Here is a 19,172-nt window from a genome sequence, read left to right on the forward strand (position 1 = left end):
ACTTTACGGGGTCACTTCAACACGAAGTATCGGCTTTCTGGAGTCAGTACCTAATCCCTACAATGTAAGTACTGATTCATTTTTTGCTAAACATCTTTGTTTAATGGTCGTGCTTAGTGGTCGTGAGCTTCACCTGCACCTTTCGGGTAACGGATGTTCTCAACCATATCTTGTACATCTTGTGGTACTTCAGCAGTTACTTTGTTTACAGCAATCGATACTACGAAGTTTAGACACATACCTAGCGTACCGATGCCTTCTGGGCTGATACCAAACCACCAGTTTTCAGGTGTGCTTGCTGCTGGGTTAATGAACTTGAAGTAGATGATGTAGCTTGCTGTGAAGGCAATACCTGACAACATACCTGCAATTGCGCCTTCCTTGTTCATCTTCTTGTAGAAGATACCTAGGATAATCGCTGGGAAGAAGGATGCTGCGGCTAAGCCGAAGGCAAACGCTACTACCTGTGCTACAAAGCCTGGTGGGTTAATACCTAAGTAACCGGCACCGACAATCGCGACCATGGCTGCCAGACGAGCGGCTAACAGCTCCTGCTTGTCGGTCATGTTTGGTCTGAAGCCTTTCTTCAACAAGTCATGTGAAATCGACGTTGAGATGACCAATAGTAGACCCGCGGCTGTTGATAGTGCGGCTGCTAGGCCACCGGCTGCAAGCAGTGCTACAACCCAGTTTGGTAGTTTCGCTAGCTCTGGAGAAGCCAGTACGATGATGTCACGGTTAATCTTCATCTCGTTGCGCTCATCGCCCGAGTAGAACATTTTGCCATCGCCGTTCTTATCTTCCCAACCTACTAGGCCAGTGCTTTCCCAGTTTTTGTACCAGCTTGGTGCGTCCGCTGCAGCGACACCTTGCATGTCAGGGCCGTTGATTGTTTCGATCATGTTTACACGAGCGAATGCTGCAACGCCTGGTGCTGTTGTGTATAGCAATGAGATGAACAGTAGTGCCCAACCCGCTGAGATACGAGCATCACGTACTTTTGGTACCGTGAAGAAACGAATGATTACGTGTGGAAGACCCGCAGTACCGACCATTAGAGCCGCACAGATGAAGAATACATCTACCATGCTCTTGTTACCTTCGGTATAGGCGGTAAATCCGAGTTCTTCGGTCAGTCCATCCAGTTTATCAAGAAGGTAAACATCTGTGCCTGATAGCGTAGAGCCCATACCAACTTGTGGAAGTGGGTTACCTGTCATCATGATTGAGGTAAAGATTGCTGGAACAAGGAAGGCGAAAATGAGGACACAGAATTGAGCTACCTGCGTATAAGTGATGCCTTTCATGCCACCTAGTACTGCGTAGAAGAACACAATACCCATACCAATGATGATGCCTAGGTTAATATCAACTTCTAGGAAACGAGAGAATACAACGCCCACACCACGCATCTGGCCTGCAACGTACGTAAACGATACGAAGATTGCACAGAATACCGCTACCATACGTGCCGTTTTCGAGTAGTAACGCTCACCGATGAAATCAGGAACCGTAAACTGACCGAACTTACGTAGGTAAGGTGCTAAACATAGCGCAAGTAGTACATAACCACCTGTCCAACCCATTAGGTAAACCGCACCGTCGTAACCAACGAATGAGATGATACCTGCCATTGAGATGAATGATGCTGCCGACATCCAGTCAGCGGCGGTCGCCATGCCGTTTGCTACTGGGTGTACACCACCGCCAGCAACGTAGAACTCACTAGTAGACCCTGCACGAGCCCAGATTGCGATGCCGATATATACCGCGAAAGTAATACCGACGAGAATAAACGTCCAAGTTTGAATATCCATGTTCTAGCCTCTAGTCTTCCTGTACGTTGTATTTTTTGTCGAGCGCATTCATGCGGACAACGTAAATAAATATCAGCGCCACGAAGGTGTATATCGAACCTTGCTGAGCGAACCAAAATCCTAGCTTGAACCCGCCAAACTGAACGGTATTGAGGGCATCCACAAATAAGATGCCAGCGCCGTAAGACACCGCAAACCAGACCGCGAGCAGTGTTCCCATAATTCCCAAGTTTTCCTTCCAGTAGGCTTGAGCATGTTCCGTAGATTCGAACGCCATTGCCTTCTCCTTTATTCCGTTTTCGTAGAAACTGTTTTTGTGAAACCGTTTTGTAAAATAGCGTGTTAACGTAATGTTACGATTTAGAATGTAGCAAGGATAAGTCAAGGGATCTGTGCAACTTTAGTCGGGATGGTATTAGCGCTAATGTACTGAAATATGGGAGCTAGGAGACATAACCATAGAAAAATGTGATGTTACAATGTTGTTAAATTAGCCAAAGGTCTAACAAAAAGGGATGAATTAGACTGCGAGTCATAAAATTTAACAACTAAATGACCGAGAAACGGTATTTAGCCCTGCTTATGACACGAAGCGAAACATAAGTTTGTTATAGTAACAACGGCACTTTCACCGACCGTGCCTTGCTAAACGGCAGAAGATCAACAAGCTAGTGGCAAAAGATCAACAGGCTTAAAGCTCGGATTTTATTCTTTGGGGGAACGAATTGGACGCAATAACCATTAACCACTTATTCTTGACTGGTGCCGTACTCATCGCCATCAGCGTGCTTTTCTCACAAGTGTCCTCTCGATTGGGCGTTCCTATTCTTTTGATCTTTTTGTTCGTTGGTATGTTAGCGGGTGAAGATGGACCCGGTAATATTCATTTCGATGATTACTCACTGACCTACTTGGTGAGTAACCTTGCGCTTGCCGTGATTCTGTTGGATGGCGGTATGCGAACCAAGGTGGCGAGCTTCAAGGTCGCTTTCTGGCCTTCGCTCTCGCTGGCGACGATAGGTGTCGCATGTACAGCAACCTTAACCGGATTAATGGCGGCTTGGCTGTTTGACTTGTCATTAATGCAGGGCATCTTGGTCGGGGCGATTGTTGGTTCAACCGATGCGGCAGCGGTATTCTCTTTGCTGAAAGGACAGAGTCTCAATGAGCGTGTTGGCTCAACCCTAGAGATCGAATCGGGCACTAACGACCCAATGGCGGTCTTCCTGACGGTGACCTTAATTGCGCTGTTAGGTAACCCTGACGCTGAGATGGAAATGAACTTCCTACTGCAAAGTTTTGCGATGCAGTTTGGTATCGGTACTCTTGTTGGTATTGGCGGCGGCTGGGTTCTATGGAGCTTAATCAATCGAGTACAATTGGCTGATGGCCTTTATTCCATTCTGGTACTCAGTGGGGGCGTGGCTCTGTTTGCGTTCTCTAACATGCTTGGCGGCAGCGGCATCTTATCGATTTACCTAGTGGGCTTGTTCATTGGTAATCGTCCGACGCGCTCGCGACACTCGATTCTTAATGTTCTTGATGGCATGACGTGGCTAAGCCAGATCGTGATGTTCTTGGTATTGGGTTTATTGGTGACGCCATCAACGTTGATGGACATTGCTCTGCCTGCGCTGGCACTGGCCTTCGGTATGATTTTGTTTGCTCGTCCGCTGTCGGTTTGGTTGGGTTTGCTGCCGTTCAGAAGCTTTACCACCAAGGAACGTTGGTTTGTTTCTTGGGTCGGTCTACGCGGCGCGGTACCGATCATTCTGGCGGTGTTCCCGATGATGGCTGGCCTGCCTAATGCTCAGCTTTACTTCAACATCGCGTTCTTCGTGGTTATGGTGTCGCTGATTGTTCAAGGCGGCAGCTTGATGAAAGTCGCGAGATTGGCTCAAGTGACGCTACCTCCAACGCCGACACCGGTTTCTCGTACTGGCATTGAAATTTACCCTGCTAGTGAGTGGGAGATGTTTGTCTACAAGCTGAAAGAAGAGAAGTGGTGTGTGGGCGAACCACTAAAGCGTTTGTCTATGCCGGAAGGAACGCGAATTACTGCACTGTTTAGAAAGGATGCCTTGCTTCACCCATCAGGCAGCACCGTGTTAGAGGCGAACGATATCTTATGTGTGCTTGGTCAAGACAAAGATTTGGACAGCTTAAGTTCGTTGTTCAGTGAGGCGCCTCTAGCAGAAGAGGCGGCACGATTCTTTGGTGACTTCTTCTTGGATGTTGAGCTATCAGTTGCGGCAGTGAGTGATTGTTATGGTATTGAACTTGGCTCGGAAGAAGAGCGAGAAATGACGCTAAAACAATTGGTTGCTCAAGAGCTTGGCGCACACTCTGTATTGGGTGATAGCTTTGAGTGGCATGACATCACTTGGGTGGTTGCAGAGATAGATGATCATAAAGTCGTCAGGTTGGGTTTATGTTTACCTAAGACGACTTTAGAAGAGGATATCAGTGAAGCTTAATTGTGGACTTCTTGTAGCAAGATAACCGCTTGAGTACGATTTTTCACATCCAGTTTACGGAAGATGGCCGTCATATGTGCTTTGATGGTCGCTTCCGAAACATTCAATTCATACGCGATTTGCTTGTTAAGCAAGCCGTCAGAAAGCATCCCTAATACCTTGTATTGCTGAGGCGTCAGTGTGGAAATCTTTTCTGCAAGGTCGCTACACGCTGCATTATTGGTGATAAGCCCTTCAGGGAAGAACGGGTCGCCATTCAGCACTTGATTCAGTGCACTCACCAACTCACGCATATCACTCGACTTAGGAATAAAGCCAAACGCACCGTGGCTCTTCACCTGAGTGACCACGCTGGCATCTTCACTGGCAGAAACCACCACAATCGGTAGATCTGGGTATTCAGCGCGCAGTTGAATTAAGCCTGACATGCCATTGGCGCCCGGCATTTTCAGATCGAGCAGTAATAGATCCGGCTCGCCTTCTTTCTTTAGCAGAGTCAGTAAGGCATCGAGAGAATCGGCCTCAAGCAGGTTCGCACCACTGATCGCCATATGAACTGACTGAAACAGGGCGTTGCGAAAGAGAGGGTGGTCATCAGCAATGATGATGGTATAGGTCGAGTCCATGACGTTCATACTTTTAACAATTTAGTTAATATTTATTATCATCCTGATTGAGTATGTGGACAATATCTATGCATTAAAAGTCTGAACCATATCGACTTTTATCCCCGGAATAAGAAAGCGTTACTCTGAATAGCAAAAAAGCCGCACTGCCATCTCGTTACGGAGGGGCGGTGCGGCTTTCGATTCGGCTTATATTTTAGTGAATATTGCCGTTATAGCTGGTGGTTTTGCATGTGTTTTAAGAATACATCGGCAGGCATAAAACCGGTTACACGAGCATTTGGAACATGGTTACCCTCACCATCCCAGAACTCAATCGTAGGTAAGCCAAGTACCTGTAATTGTTTAAGCAGTTCAATGTCTTGAGGCATGTTTCTCGTTACATCGGCTTGTAGCAGTACGAAGTCAGAAAGCTTGTTTTCCACATCAGCTTGATGGAAGGTGTACTTCTCGAATTCTTTACATGCCACACACCAATCGGCGTAGAAGTCGAGCATCACAGGCTTACCGAGTTTCTTCGCTTCGATGAGCTGGATTTCTAGTTCTTCAACCGTGTTGATGCGTGCAAATTGGATGTGTTGTTCTACCGTCACGCTCTTTTCTGCAAACCAGTAATTGAGCGCAGGTTGAGCTGATGCGAACAGGCCAAGCATCGCAATGATGCCCACAGCGCTTTGCTTCCAGCCACCAAATGGCAGTGCATTCTTACTGTGGTAAAGCCAACCAAAGGCGATGAAGCCAAGGCCAGACCAAAGCACGGTTGCCCACAACTCAGGAATGATTCGCTCTAGCAGGAAGATAGGCGCGGCAAGCAAGATAAAGCCGAATACGATCTTCACCTTGTTCATCCAGCTGCCCGCTTTAGGCAATAGCTTATTACCAAACACTGCCACTAAAATCAGTGGGATACCCATACCCATGGCTAATGCATACAGAGCAATTGCACCGGTAAATAGGTCACCACTCTGAGCCACATACAGCAGTGCGCCTGACAATGGCGCCGTGGTACAAGGTGAACACACCAAGCCAGAGATAGCGCCCATTGCGAATACGCCCAAGGTATTGCCACCTTGCTGCTTGTTGCTTTGGTTGTTGAGCCAAGTTTGGATGCTGCTTGGCAGTTGCAGGTTATAAACGCCAAACATCGACATTGCTAACGCCACGAACAGAACACTCAGCGCGATCAGCACGTAAGGGTGCTGCATAGCGGCTTGGAATTGCATGCCTGCTGAAGCAACCACTAAACCTAATAAGGTGTAGGTTAACGCCATGCCTTGCACGTAAATAAAGGACAGCATCAGCGCGCGACCTTGGCTGAGTTTGCCACCACCTAAAACGATACCCGTTAGAATCGGATACATAGGCAGCACACACGGCGTAAAGGCTAAACCAACACCGAGTGCTAAGAATAATAGAGGGGTCCACCAACTGTCACCGAGCTTATCGGCTAAGCCTGCTTCTTTTGAAACAGGGGCATTTGGCTGTTGAGTCGTGTTACTTACAACGTCTGCTTTCGGAGATGTTGGTTGCGTAGAAACATCGGTTTCGTTGCCAGCAGAAGATGAAGCTTGTGAGTCACTACCTTGCGAATTAGCAGAACCTGTTGCTGTGAAAGGTTCAATGTCGATGATACGAGTCTCTGGTGGGTAGCAGAACCCTGCGTCCGCACAGCCTTGATACTTAACGATCAGCTGTGAGCCATCTTGGTAACTCTGCAGAGGAACTTGCACGAATAACGGCTGAGTATAAATGCTCACCTCACCGAAGAATTCATCTTGGTGCGGCTTACCATCTTCTAATTCAACATTACCGATAGCGAGATTTTGCCCGGTGAACGAGAGGCTATGTTGATAGAGGTAGTAGCCCTCTTTTACTTGCCAGTCGAGAAGGACTTTGTCGTCTTGCTGGTAGTAATTGAAAGGGAAAGCTTGGTCTACAGGGACAAAACCATTGTTATTGCCTCCGAAGCTTGGCTCGGCGTTGTCGTTCCCAAATAGCGCCCACGCAGGCTGGGTGAATAGGGAAACACAAACAAAAAGTAATGTGGCAAGTCGTCGCATACTATTTAGTCATCAAAATGGAGTTGAAGGTATCTTAACTCAATCAGACCGTAATAGTTTGCTATTAGTTTCATCGGCAAACAAATATCCCCTAAGGCGGGATAGCGATTTTATTGGGTAATCGAGTGGGGAGCTGCAATTCAACTTGAGTGACTTGCCTTTGTAAAAGAGACATTTAAGCTACACCCAAGCGTGCTTTTACTACTTGTTCGCAAGCATCAATATTCATCGTATCTTTTGGAATAATAAGCACGGTATCATTACCGCCAACGGTGCCGATAATCTCAGTATGTGGGTCGATATCGACTAATCTTGCGACTAATTGAGCACAACCTGGATGAGTTTTTACGATGACCATCGCTTGGTTATGAGTGATGAATTCGATTTGCGATGAGATGGATGCATCGACACGAACCGGTGCACTTTCAACCGTGATGCAGTAAACCTTTTTACCGCAAGCATTCTGAATTTTGACAACACCAAGCTGTGACAAAATACGAGATACGGTCGATTGGCTGATACCGGTATAGCCAATATCGACGAGTTTCTCTCGCAGTTGATTTTGGGTCGAGAAGCTTTGTTGTTGTAGTAAGCGTTTGCACGCTGCAGTCAGTGTTTTATCTTCAGCTGAATACAAGCAACCGTGCTCAGTGATTGGGTTCATGAACAACTCCTTAAGGTCAACATGTGGTTATCGCTTGTCCATAGCGCCGAGCGTACTCCCAAAGCCGTAGAGTACGATTGTTAAATAGGGCTTACCGATGAATCCCGAAATAAAGAGGGAAGGTATGCGTGATGTATGATCGTCTATCCATTGAGTCTACCACTAAAGGATAGTTATCTTTTTGAAGGGGATCACCAAATAAAATTCTAGTTAATTGCTTTTATTTTGGAGTTTTATTCTTTTGTTAAATGGATATTTATTCCAAGTTTGGCATAAATATCCATCGGTATTAGGGTGCTTTGGAGACCGTGATAATGGCGCTAAGGGTTAGCGAATTTCACTCATGATCTCGCGAGAGAATACTTTTTCACAGTAGTGACATTTTAGCTGCACGTTTTCCTGTTTTAGCTGCACTTTAAAGCTGCTTTCGACAGGTTCACCGTGCGAAATACAGTTGCTATTCGGGCAAGAGTAGACACTGTGGATTTGCTCTGGCAGCACAAGGGTTAGCTTGTTAACCACTTTATACTCTTCAATCTGATTGACCGTTGCCTGCGGAGCATAAAGAGCCAATTGGTTGGCTTGTTCCTTGGTCAGGAAGATGTTCTCAATCTTGATTAGATCTTTATGGCCAAGTGCCGATGATGGCAGGTTTAAGCCCATAGTGATGCGCTGTTCTGTCTTGTGTAGCTTAAACAGTTTAAGGATTTTGATACCAAGGTGAGCAGGGATGTGGTCAATCACGCTGCCGTTACGGATCGCTTCTACTTGTAGCTGAGTTTGTTTAACCATGACTGTTTCTCCTGCTTATAAAGTGTCGTTAAGAACTAGGGCCAATAGGGCTTCGCGAGCGTATACACCGTTTTCAGCTTGTTCGAAGTAGTAAGCGTGTGGCGTTTTATCAACGTCGGTGGTGATTTCGTCGACGCGTGGCAGCGGGTGAAGTACCTTCATGTTTTGACGAGCGTCTTTCAATGTATCGGCGGTGAGGATGTAAGCCGATTTCATGTGTGCGTATTCCGACGCATCAAAGCGCTCTTTCTGCACGCGAGTCATGTACAGAACATCCAGTTCCGGCACGACTTCTTCAATGCTGCTGTGAGTGCTGTATTGGATGCCCATCTCTTCCAATTCTTCACAGATGTAATCTGGCATCTCTAAGACTTCTGGCGCGATAAAGAAGAAACGCACGTTATTGAATTTCGATAGTGCTTGGGTCAATGAGTGCACGGTACGGCCATATTTTAGGTCGCCGACGAACGCCACATTGAGGTTATCGAGCGTGCCTTGTGTTTCGTAAATCGAGAACAGGTCCAGCAAGGTTTGCGTCGGGTGCTGGTTAGCACCGTCGCCGCCGTTTACTACCGGCACACCGTTAGAAAATTCAGACGCTAAACGTGCTGCCCCTTCTTGTGGGTGACGCATTACAAAGGCATCGACGTAGGATGAAATAACCTGCACTGAATCGGCAAGTGTTTCGCCTTTCTTCGCCAGTGAGGTGTTACCGCCATTATCAAAGCCAATGACCGTGCCACCAAGGCGCTGGACGGCGGTCTCAAATGAAAGGCGAGTTCGAGTTGAAGGCTCAAAGAAGCAGCTCGCAACGACTTTATTTTTCAGCAACTCTGGGTTTGGCTCGGCCTTGAGTCTTGCTGCTGTGTCGACGATAAGCTCCAGTTCATTACGAGTGAGCTCAGGTATGGAGATGATGTGCTTGTTAAATAACGAATGCGCCATAACGGGTCTTCCTTCTATGCATACAGTCAAATTGCGGACAAAAAAAAGCCCCCTAAAAATAGGAGGCTTCGAAACGATCAATAGAGCAAAATAAAAATGACACCAACGCCATTCTAAGGCGTATTGGTTGACAATCATGTGCGACAAAATTGCGGTTCATTTTTTGCTCTCTTAAGACAAATTGCGGAGGATTATACTCAGATAAAAAGGCCATGCAATACTTTCTGTAAAGTATTCATTTAATGGATTTTTATGCGAAATAACGTCCGTTTTTAACTTCCATTTAAGCCTTTGTTGAAGCTGAAAAACTTGTGTTTTTTTTGGTTATAATCTCTTCAATCGAATGAAAAAAAATGCGGGCTTTATCCAAGGGTTAAAACCCAAGTATGCCACCCGCATTTCCCTGCTACTGCACTTAACTTGTTAATGCTTGCGAACAAGTGAGTGCTTAACTATTTAGATTATTAGCTACCTAGATTCTTAGTTGTTTAGCTTATTAACTGCCTAATGTCGCAACCATGACTGCTTTGATGGTGTGCATGCGGTTTTCAGCCTCATCGAACACGATAGAGTATTCAGACTCGACCACTTCATCCGTCACTTCTACGCCATCTTTAAGCTGCGGATATTCAGCAGCAAGCTGTTTGCCTACTGTGGTATCTTCGCCGTGGAAAGCAGGTAGGCAGTGCATGAATTTCACATGTGGGTTGCCTGTTGCCTTGATCATGTCCATGTTGACTTGGTAAGGCATCATTAGGTTAATACGCTCAGCCCACGCTTCTTTTGCTTCGCCCATTGATACCCAAACATCGGTGTATAGGAAATCACAACCTTGCACGCCTTCTTGAACATCTTCGGTTAGCGTGATTTTGCCGCCCGTGTGTTCTGCGATTTCACGACATTGAGCCAATAGCTCTTCTTGTGGCCAGAATTGCTTTGGAGCAACAAGGCGAATGTCCATGCCCATTTTCGCAGCGCCAACCATCAGAGAGTTACCCATGTTGTTGCGAGCATCACCTAGGTAAGCAAAGCTGATTTCATGCAGTTGTTTACCACGGCCGTATTCCGTCATGGTTAGGAAGTCAGCAAGAATTTGTGTAGGGTGGAATTCGTCAGTCAGACCATTCCATACTGGAACTCCAGCGTAAGCGCCGAGCTCTTCAACAATCTCTTGACCGAAGCCGCGGTATTCAATGCCATCGTACATACGGCCAAGAACGCGAGCGGTATCTTTCATTGATTCTTTGTGGCCAATTTGAGAGCCAGATGGGCCTAAGTAAGACACGCGAGCGCCTTGGTCGAATGCCGCTACTTCGAATGCACAGCGAGTACGAGTTGAGGTTTTCTCAAAGATAAGCGCAATGTTTTTGCCAGTTAGTGTTGGCTGTTCGTAACCGTTGTACTTCGCTTTTTTTAGCTCCATAGAAAGATCTAACAAGTGTTGAATTTCGCGTGGAGTGAAATCTAGTAATTTTAGGAAGTTACGATTGCGTAGGTTAAAAGCCATGATGTATTCCTTCTTAGATTTAGGCGCTTTCTTGTTACAGGGAAAGAAAATTCAAGAAAGCGCGATTCAATTTTTGTGTATTAATTTCAGTTCAAACGGTGATTCAGTTTTCTCGCAAGGTTTGAAAAGCTCGCGAGTAGATTAATCTTTGGTGATGTTGGTGCCCGCCAAGCCTTGCAGGATTTGCAAACCATCTTCGAGTGCACCAATACCGACGACTTTGCCGCCTTGCTGAATGAATTCGCACGATGCTTCAATTTTTGGTCCCATAGAGCCTGCATCAAATTCGAATTTCGCCAGTTCACTTGGTGTGGTGCTGCGCAGTGCGTGTTGAGTCGGTTTGCCCCAATCAAGGTAAACAGCGTCCGCGTCGGTCAAAATAAGCAGTGCATCCGCATCCAGTTGTTTCGCTAAGAAAGCCGCTGACATGTCTTTGTCGATAACCGCTTCGACACCGACTAATTTGCCGTTCTCTTTTTTCACTGGGATGCCACCGCCGCCAGTACAAATCACTAGGTGGCCTGCATCGATAAGTTGGGTGATCGCTTCGTGCTCAACAATGCCAGTAGGGCGTGGGCTTGGCACAACGCGACGGAAGTGTTGGCCGTCTGGTTTGACGATCCAGTGGAATTTCTCCGCCAATTCACGCGCTTCCGCTTCTTCGTAGATCGGGCCAATCGGCTTCGTTGGATCGGCGAATGCAGGATCGTTTGGATCAACGGTCATTTGCGTCAACATGCACGAGATGTTGCGGTTAGGTAGATAGTTCTTGAACTCTTGCATCAGCATGTAGCCGATCATGCCTTGAGTCTCACTGCCCAATACATCTAGCGGATACGGGTTTACTTTTTTGTATTCCAAACCTTGCAGAGCCAGTAAACCAACTTGTGGGCCATTACCATGTACTAGAACCACGTTGTACACTTTCGCGATTTCAGAGATGGTTTTAACCGCTGTTTCAATATTACGGCGTTGAACATCGGCTTCTAACGGCTCACCGCGACGAAGTAAGGCATTACCGCCGAGTGCAACAACAACAGTTTGCTTAGTCATAATTGTGTTCTCTCATTTTGGCCAAGCTGAGATTATTTAAGATCATTCAACTTGGCCGTTTTCGTCTTAGTGATTAGATACCATCACGCTCAATTGGGCAGCTCATGCAGCGTGCGCCACCGCGACCGCGGCCAAGTTCATCTCCAGGGATAGGAAGAACTGTGATGCCTGCTTTATCGTATTTTTCATTGGTGTAGGTGTTGCCTTCGTAGCCAATCACAACGCCAGGTTTAACCGTTAGAACGTTGTTTGCATCGTTCCACTGCTCACGTTCTGCATGGAAGTTGTCACCACCGGTCGTGATTAGGTTTAGCTTGTCTACGCCAAGTGCTTTTTCGATAGCTGTTACGAAGTAGCCTTCTTCTTTCACTTTCACTGCGCCAGACTCATCACCAGTTAGGTTCCAGCACTGTACGTCTTTACTCACCACTTCAGGGTAAACAGAGAACGTATCTTCGTTCATGTGCGTCATAACGGTGTCTAAGTGCATGCAAGAGCGGTGTTTTGGTAGCTGCATTGCGATAACTTGTTTCGCTTGACCGTGTTTGAATAGGCTCGATGCTAAGTGCTCAACACCTTGTGCTGTTGTACGCTCAGACATACCGATAAGAACCGTACCGCGACCGATTACAAGAACGTCACCGCCTTCAATGGTTGAGTTGTCGTAGCTGATGTTTTCTTCATCGCCGAAGTACTTAATGAAGTCTTGGCCAGCAAATGTTGGGTGCCAGCGGTAAATAGCGCGAACGTGGTTGGTTTCACGTTGACGAGCAGGTTTCGCCATCGGGTTGATGGATACGCCACCGTATACCCAGCAAGATGTGTCACGAGTAAATAGGTGGTTTGGTAGCGGTTCGATAATGAAGTCGGTTGGTGCGTGCATGCCTTGCATCATTGAAGATGATTTCATTGGCATCTCAGCGTAAGACAGACCACCCGTTAGGATTTTTGCTAGTTCTAGGTTTGGTAAGTCGCCCAAGTAGCAGCGCACATCGTTAGCAAAGGTTTTGCCTAAGCGGTAATCAGAAACTTGATGATTCAAAAGCCAATCTTTCGCTTCTGGCACTGCTAGCGTGTCTGCTAGTAGGTCAGTAAGAAGAAGAACTTCAACACCTTGATCACGCAGCGTTTGAGTAAATGCGTCATGCTCTTTACCAGCACGTTCAACAGCCAGTACGTCATCAAATAGTAAATCGTGACAGTTAGAGGGTGTTAGGTGAGTCAGTGCGCGTCTTGGACGGTGAACTAGAACGCGGCGTAATTGACCTATTTCAGAACCTACATAGAACTTACTCATGATCGTCTCTCTCTTATATATTTGAATTACTTTTATCGCTAAGAGTAATTATTTATTTTCAGTTGAGAAGAATGAATTATTTATTCATATCTCTTGTCTGGAATTAATATTACGCCTGCTAGTCAGGTATTCTTAGAGATCTATCACAAATCGTTTTTTATCCCGCAGCCCTTTAAAATTAAGGGTTTTAACAAACTTTATGCACTTTCATTTATGAATAATACATTCTAAATAGTTAGCAGTTAGGGAACTTTATGCACGCTTTTTTGACGAAACTTACTAGAATCTAATTTACGAGGGATTATATGCAGAATAGTTTTATTGATAAGAGTGTACTTAGCTTGGAAGTATGCAGTGTTTTTATTTAGATATTTAATTTTGGATGTGGAATTAATTGTTTATTAACAAAGTAAATGCGAATAAAGCTGTTGCGATCACATTTTAAAATCGGCTGTTTAAGTGTGTTTTTTGATAGAAAAGGGCATTAATCCTCGTCTGTTTATTAGGCTATTAATTACTTTAAATATAATTAACGCTAATAAGTGACTAACTATTTGTTTAAACATCATGGTTGAAAATAGAGTGTTATTTCATCAAGAAAATTAGATGTTTAAAAGTAGGATTGATTCTTCTATTGCGAGTGCTTTGAGTTTAGTTGAGCTTGGCTACGAACAGAAGAACCTTGAATATCGCGTGTATGGCTTTGAGGATCTGTTTCAGTGGCAGAGGGTTACATTGAGAGGGAACAATAAAAAAGCCGCTGTGAGAAGCGGCTTTGGATGAGAAAGGAGTGAAGTGCTGTTAGTTAGATCAGCGCACCAATACTCAGTACAACAATGCAGAACACCATCAATATACCGACTAGTGGCATCACCCATTTAACCCAGCGCACGTAAGGGACACGAGCAATCGCCAAACCACCCATCACCACCGCGGAGGTTGGGGTGATTAGGTTCACCAAGCCAGATGCAGATTGGTACGCAGTGATAACCAAGTCACGACCTACGCCAGCAAAGTCGGCCAGTGGTGCCATGATTGGCATGGTCAGTACCGCTAAGCCAGAGGTCGATGGCACTAAGAACGACAGTAGAATCTCTAAGAAGAACATCACGTTAATGAAGATAACCGAAGAAAGCCCCGTTACCATCTGTTCTGCTGAGAAGAGAATGGTATCGGTGATCATACCGCGGTCCATCACCACTACGATACCACGTGCAATACCTATGATGAGCGCAACGCCAAGTAGGTCGCGGGCACCATCAATGAAGCTGGTGGTAAACTCTTCTTCGCTCATGCGAGCCACAATACCAACGATGATGGTTGCTGCTAAGAACATCGCTGAGATCTCAGCCATCCACCATCCAGCAACGGATACACCATAAATCATTACAGCGAACGAGCCACCAAAAATGGTCAGAATCAGTTTGCGAGTCGCGGTGAACTCAAGTTTTTCGCCGCTCGCATTACCTAAGAAGTGCGCTTTGTTCTCTTCGTATTTGTCGTAGACAATTGATGTTGTTGGATCGGCTTGAACCATTCTTGCGTAACGCATGACGTAGGCAACACAGATACCCCAACCAACAATCAGCATGCCAACACGCAGCGCGATACCGTCGGTAAATGGAATACCAGAGGCGTTGGCTGCGATAACGGTCGCGAATGGGTTAATGGTTGAGCCTAGTACCCCAATGCCCGCGCCAAGCAGTACCGTCGCAGCGGCAACAAGAGGGTCAAAGCGAGCTGCCATCATTACCGGCACTAGCAATGTATAGAAGGGCAGTGATTCTTCCGCCATGCCGTAGACGGTACCACCTGCGGCAAATAGCGCCATCAGTATTGGTATCATCAACTCTTCTCGCCCTTCTAAGCGGGCGGTAACGCGTTCGATACCGGCATCAATCGCACCGGTTTTGGTGACTAGCCCTAAGAAGCCACCAATAATTAGGATGAACAGCGAAACGTCGATTGCCGCAGCTTCATAGCTATTGTGGTCGTAGAAGCCGTCAATCGGTGCTAGTAGTACATCAATCACGCCTTGAGGGTTACCTTCTACCGTTTGATAGGTGCCGGTAACCGGTACTTCTCGGCCTAATTCTTCATTCATTGCTCGGTCGTATTGACCTGCTGGAATAATCCATGTGAACAGAGCCACGAGCGCAATAAGAATAAATAAAATGGTGTAGGCAGAAGGGAACTTAAAGTTGGCAAAGAAGCCGCCTTTTTCTGCCTTTTTAATCGTTTCGGTCGTCATAGCCATCTCCTTTCACGTCAATGCCCCCAGGCAGATCAGTGTGAATTCGCGAGTCAAAAATAAATAGCTGATCCTAAAAAAGGTAAATCAATAAATGTAATAAAATTCGAATTGATCAGTTAATTTAATAATTAATTAAAACAAACGTTTATATTTTTGATTTTTAAATTAAATCAGATATTAGACTTGAGCTTTTATTTATCTGTTGGGTATTTTAAATCTCATTTTTAACTCTAACCTAGCGACTGTTCACATTTTTATTGTACTAATTTATTGCTCAATAATTACACTGAAAATTATCAGGGTATTAGTGTGATTAAAGTGGTTATCTATGCTGGTGGTTTATCTACGATTCTTTTATTTTAGGTTGCCTAGAGTATGTAGAGAATAAATGTGTGGAATTTTATGCAAAATGAAAATTTATAAAATTTATGGATTAATTAAGTAATATTTGATTTATATCAAATAAGGATAAGGGATGGGTATCTGTAAATTAAATGGTTAACATTAAGTTGCGGGTATGGTGGGGGATTAGAAGAGGAAAAGAGCGATATTTTTGAGGGGAATAAAAAGAGAAGTGGTGTCACTTCTCTTTATCCAGAACGAAAGTCTATTCGATTAGATCATGGCATTCGATAGCAGCAGACCAAACGCAATGCTAAATACCATACTTAGTAAGCCTGGGAGCATAAAGCTGTGGTTGAAGATGTACTTACCTATATTCGTGGTACCCGTTCGATCAAAGTCAATTGACGCGATGATAGGACCGTAGTTTGGAATAAAGAAGTAACCATTAACCGCAACGAAGGTTGCAATAATAATTGCTGGCGGAAGCCCTAAAGCAATCGCCACAGGTACAAGAACTGCAGTGGTTGCACCTTGGCTGTTTACCATTACTGATAGAGCAAATAGTGCGAATGCAAATGTCCATGGTGCAACTTCTACTAGACCCGATACCGCTTCTTTGACCATTGCAGCATGGCCACCAATGAAGGTATCGCCTAACCAAGCAATACCGAAAATAGCAACAATCGCACGCATACCGGCGTGGAATACAGAACCTTGGCTAATTGCATTTCCGTCTGGTTTACAGATTAAAATAATAAGAGCAGCAACCGTTAGCATGACGATTTCAATAGTGTGTGCCATACCCATAGGTGATCCATCAAACTGAGGGCGAAGTGATGGGAATGCCCCCATGACAACAACCGTCAGCGCACCAAATAGGAACATACCGACTGATTTTTTCGCTTGTGGTGTGATGGTAATATTTTCAACCGCTTCCTCTTGTTCCATCTCTTTACGGAATTCAGGATCTTGCATGCGGCGTTGGTATTCAGGATCGTCTTTGAGCTCTTTACCGAGTTTGTTGACAATGACACAAGCACAAGCAAGGCCAAGGAAAGTACTTGGGATAGTGACGGAAAGAACATCAGCTAGCGTGATGCCTTGTGGTTCCAAGAAGGCAACCAAAGCGACAACCGCTGCCGCAATTGGGCTTGCAACAATCGCAAATTGTGATGCGATAACGGCCATACCTAGTGGGCGCGCAGGGCGAATACCACTACGACGGCTCACTTCGGCAATAACTGGAAGAACCGAGTAAGCAACGTGGCCAGTACCTGCCATCATTGTGAAAAAATAGGTTACTAAAGGAGCAATGAAAGTGATGTGGCGAGGGTTTTTACGCAAAATCCCAGAGGCAATCTTGATCATGTAATCCAAACCACCAGAAGCTTGCATTGCGGCTGCGGCTGCCACAACCGCCATTATCATTAACATTACGTTGATTGGTGGGCTGGTTGGTTGAATCCCGAAAATGAAACTGAGTACTGCAAGGCCAACACCGCCCATAACGCCGAGGCCTATCCCCCCGATACGAGCACCGATCAGGATACATCCCAATACGACGAATAGCTCAAGTAAAAACATGAGTGACTCCTAAAATATATAGTTATTAATAATTTTATTAAGCAAGAAAAAAGGCTCTGGAAACAGAGCCTTTCTTTGTTCATTCGTTACTCGTAGCGTTTTGCTTTGTATTGAGGGTGCATCAAGTTTTCAACAGAGAAAATGTCATCAAGTTCTTCTTCGGTTAATAAACCGCGCTCTAGAACCACATCACGAACGCTCTTACCTGTTTCTGCACAGATCTTACCAACAATGTCACCTTCGTGGTGGCCAATGTATGGGTTTAGGTAAGTGACGATACCGATAGAGTTAAATACGTGCGCTTCACATACTTCTTTGTTTACCGTAATGCCGTCTACACACTTGTCGCGCAGGTTCACACAAGCGTTTGTCAGAATGTCTAGAGACTCAAACATGCTTTGTGCAATAACAGGTTCCATTACGTTCAGTTGAAGTTGACCACCTTCCGCAGCGAAAGAAACCGTGTTGTCGTTACCTAGAACTTTGAAGCAAACTTGGTTTACTACTTCAGGTACAACTGGGTTTACTTTAGCAGGCATGATTGAAGAACCTGCTTGCAGTTCAGGTAGGTTTAGCTCGTTCAAACCAGTACGTGGACCTGAAGAAAGTAGACGCAAGTCGTTACAGATCTTAGATAGCTTAACGGCTAGACGCTTAAGTGCGCCGTGCGTCATTACGTATGCGCCACAGTCAGACGTTGCTTCGATTAAATCTTCAGCCGCTACACACTCTAGGCCTGTTACTTCTGCTAGGTGTTTCACTGCTAGGCCTTGGTAACCCGGTGCTGCGTTCAGACCTGTACCGATAGCCGTTGCGCCTAGGTTTACTTCAAGCAGTAGTTTTGAAGTGTATTCTAGGTTTTTGATTTCTTCATTGATGGTTACAGCCCAAGCGTGGAACTCTTGGCCAACCGTCATTGGAACTGCGTCTTGAAGCTGAGTACGACCCATCTTCAAAATCGTGTTGAATTCTTGGCTCTTAAGCTCGAATGCACCTTTTAGGTATTCGATCGCATCAATCAGTTTACGAACGCTGTTGTAAACAGAGATACGGAAGCCAGTTGGGTAAGCACAGTTTGTAGATTGGCTGCGGTTTACATGGTCGTTCGGGTTGATGAACTCGTATTGGCCTTTTTCTTTGCCCATAAGTTCAAGAGCCACGTTCGCAACAACTTCGTTTGCGTTCATGTTTACAGAAGTACCAGCACCACCTTGGAAAACGTCCGATGGGAACTGATCCATGCACTTACCCGTGTCTAGAATTAGGTCACAAGCTTGGATGATGTATTTAGCCACTTCGCTTGGAATTACACCTAACTCTTTGTTTGCTAAAGCCGCTGCTTTCTTAGTCATCACCATACCGCGAACGAATTCAGGTACATCTGAGATCGTTACATTTGAGATGTTGAAGTTTTCAACTGCGCGTAGAGTGTGGATGCCGTAGTAAGCATCAGCCGGAACATGACGTTGACCTAATAGATCTTCTTCGAGACGAGTAGCTTGAGGAGCTTCAACTTGAGCTTCTGATTGAGTAGCCATAACAGGATCCTTAGAGAATTATTCTGATTATATAGTTAGTTATTAGCCTATTCTGTGTGCAAATACTCCGTTCGCTAGAATATTGGGCTGATAAATCCGTCCTGACTTATGTGGCACATGATACTGTACTTAGCGCATAAAAATATTAAGTGGATCACCTTTTTCGGTTTTGTTTCGTCAATATTTTGCAAAGTTATTCTTGGTCAATAAACA

At 45.4% G+C, this 19,172-nt stretch carries 14 protein-coding genes; 1 reads left to right on the forward strand and 13 read right to left on the reverse strand.

Annotated features, from left to right (window positions below):
- Positions 1 to 113 precede the first annotated feature (113 nt).
- Together AB4503_RS09540 and AB4503_RS09545 are read right to left on the reverse strand one after the other, a co-directional pair.
- Positions 114 to 1,817, reverse strand: a complete 1,704-nt coding sequence (locus AB4503_RS09540; protein WP_017062715.1) for a sodium:solute symporter family protein — start codon at positions 1,815 to 1,817, stop codon at positions 114 to 116.
- A gap of 10 nt (positions 1,818 to 1,827) precedes the next feature.
- The gene (locus AB4503_RS09545; protein WP_010435433.1) at positions 1,828 to 2,094 is read right to left on the reverse strand and encodes a DUF4212 domain-containing protein; all 267 of its coding nucleotides are present in this window, start codon (positions 2,092 to 2,094) and stop codon (positions 1,828 to 1,830) included.
- 448 nt (positions 2,095 to 2,542) lie between these two features.
- On the opposite strand from AB4503_RS09545, the gene AB4503_RS09550 reads away from it, so the two are divergent.
- The gene (locus tag AB4503_RS09550) at positions 2,543 to 4,294 is read left to right on the forward strand and encodes a potassium/proton antiporter (RefSeq protein ID WP_372114446.1); all 1,752 of its coding nucleotides are present in this window, start codon (positions 2,543 to 2,545) and stop codon (positions 4,292 to 4,294) included.
- On the opposite strand, the gene AB4503_RS09555 is transcribed toward AB4503_RS09550, so the two are convergent.
- The 11 genes from AB4503_RS09555 to aspA form a co-directional block, all read right to left on the reverse strand.
- A complete protein-coding gene (locus AB4503_RS09555) occupies positions 4,291 to 4,920 on the reverse strand; it encodes a response regulator transcription factor (RefSeq protein ID WP_017062717.1) in 630 nt (209 codons plus the stop codon). The genes AB4503_RS09550 and AB4503_RS09555 overlap by 4 nt on opposite strands.
- Positions 4,921 to 5,132: 212 nt before the next feature.
- A complete protein-coding gene (locus AB4503_RS09560) occupies positions 5,133 to 6,980 on the reverse strand; it encodes a protein-disulfide reductase DsbD (protein ID WP_102333892.1) in 1,848 nt (615 codons plus the stop codon).
- Between the two features lie 175 nt (positions 6,981 to 7,155).
- The gene (locus AB4503_RS09565) at positions 7,156 to 7,644 is read right to left on the reverse strand and encodes an arginine repressor (RefSeq protein ID WP_017063664.1); all 489 of its coding nucleotides are present in this window, start codon (positions 7,642 to 7,644) and stop codon (positions 7,156 to 7,158) included.
- Positions 7,645 to 7,971: 327 nt separating this feature from the next.
- Positions 7,972 to 8,436 (reverse strand): aspartate carbamoyltransferase regulatory subunit, encoded by a 465-nt coding sequence (pyrI, locus tag AB4503_RS09570; protein ID WP_017062720.1) that lies wholly within the window; start codon positions 8,434 to 8,436, stop codon positions 7,972 to 7,974.
- 15 nt (positions 8,437 to 8,451) lie between these two features.
- Entirely contained in the window at positions 8,452 to 9,381 is a 930-nt protein-coding gene (gene pyrB / locus AB4503_RS09575) for an aspartate carbamoyltransferase (RefSeq protein WP_017062721.1), read from the reverse strand.
- A gap of 496 nt (positions 9,382 to 9,877) precedes the next feature.
- Positions 9,878 to 10,888, reverse strand: coding sequence for an ornithine carbamoyltransferase (locus AB4503_RS09580; protein ID WP_004729719.1), 1,011 nt, complete (start codon positions 10,886 to 10,888; stop codon positions 9,878 to 9,880).
- Between the two features lie 141 nt (positions 10,889 to 11,029).
- Positions 11,030 to 11,941: a carbamate kinase gene (gene arcC, locus AB4503_RS09585; RefSeq protein WP_017062723.1), complete on the reverse strand. Its 912-nt coding sequence runs from the start codon at positions 11,939 to 11,941 to the stop codon at positions 11,030 to 11,032.
- Between the two features lie 73 nt (positions 11,942 to 12,014).
- Positions 12,015 to 13,238, reverse strand: coding sequence for an arginine deiminase (gene arcA / locus AB4503_RS09590; protein ID WP_017062724.1), 1,224 nt, complete (start codon positions 13,236 to 13,238; stop codon positions 12,015 to 12,017).
- Between the two features lie 805 nt (positions 13,239 to 14,043).
- Positions 14,044 to 15,489, reverse strand: a complete 1,446-nt coding sequence (locus AB4503_RS09595; protein WP_372114449.1) for a YfcC family protein — start codon at positions 15,487 to 15,489, stop codon at positions 14,044 to 14,046.
- Between the two features lie 618 nt (positions 15,490 to 16,107).
- Positions 16,108 to 17,421: an anaerobic C4-dicarboxylate transporter family protein gene (locus AB4503_RS09600; RefSeq protein ID WP_372114450.1), complete on the reverse strand. Its 1,314-nt coding sequence runs from the start codon at positions 17,419 to 17,421 to the stop codon at positions 16,108 to 16,110.
- A gap of 86 nt (positions 17,422 to 17,507) precedes the next feature.
- On the reverse strand, positions 17,508 to 18,959 hold the full coding sequence (gene aspA, locus AB4503_RS09605; RefSeq protein WP_017063668.1) for an aspartate ammonia-lyase: 1,452 nt from the start codon (positions 18,957 to 18,959) through the stop codon (positions 17,508 to 17,510).
- Between the last annotated feature and the right edge of the window lie 213 nt (positions 18,960 to 19,172).

It is taken from the genome of Vibrio sp. 10N.222.55.B11 (assembly GCF_041473705.1).
Lineage (GTDB): Bacteria > Pseudomonadota > Gammaproteobacteria > Enterobacterales > Vibrionaceae > Vibrio > Vibrio crassostreae_C.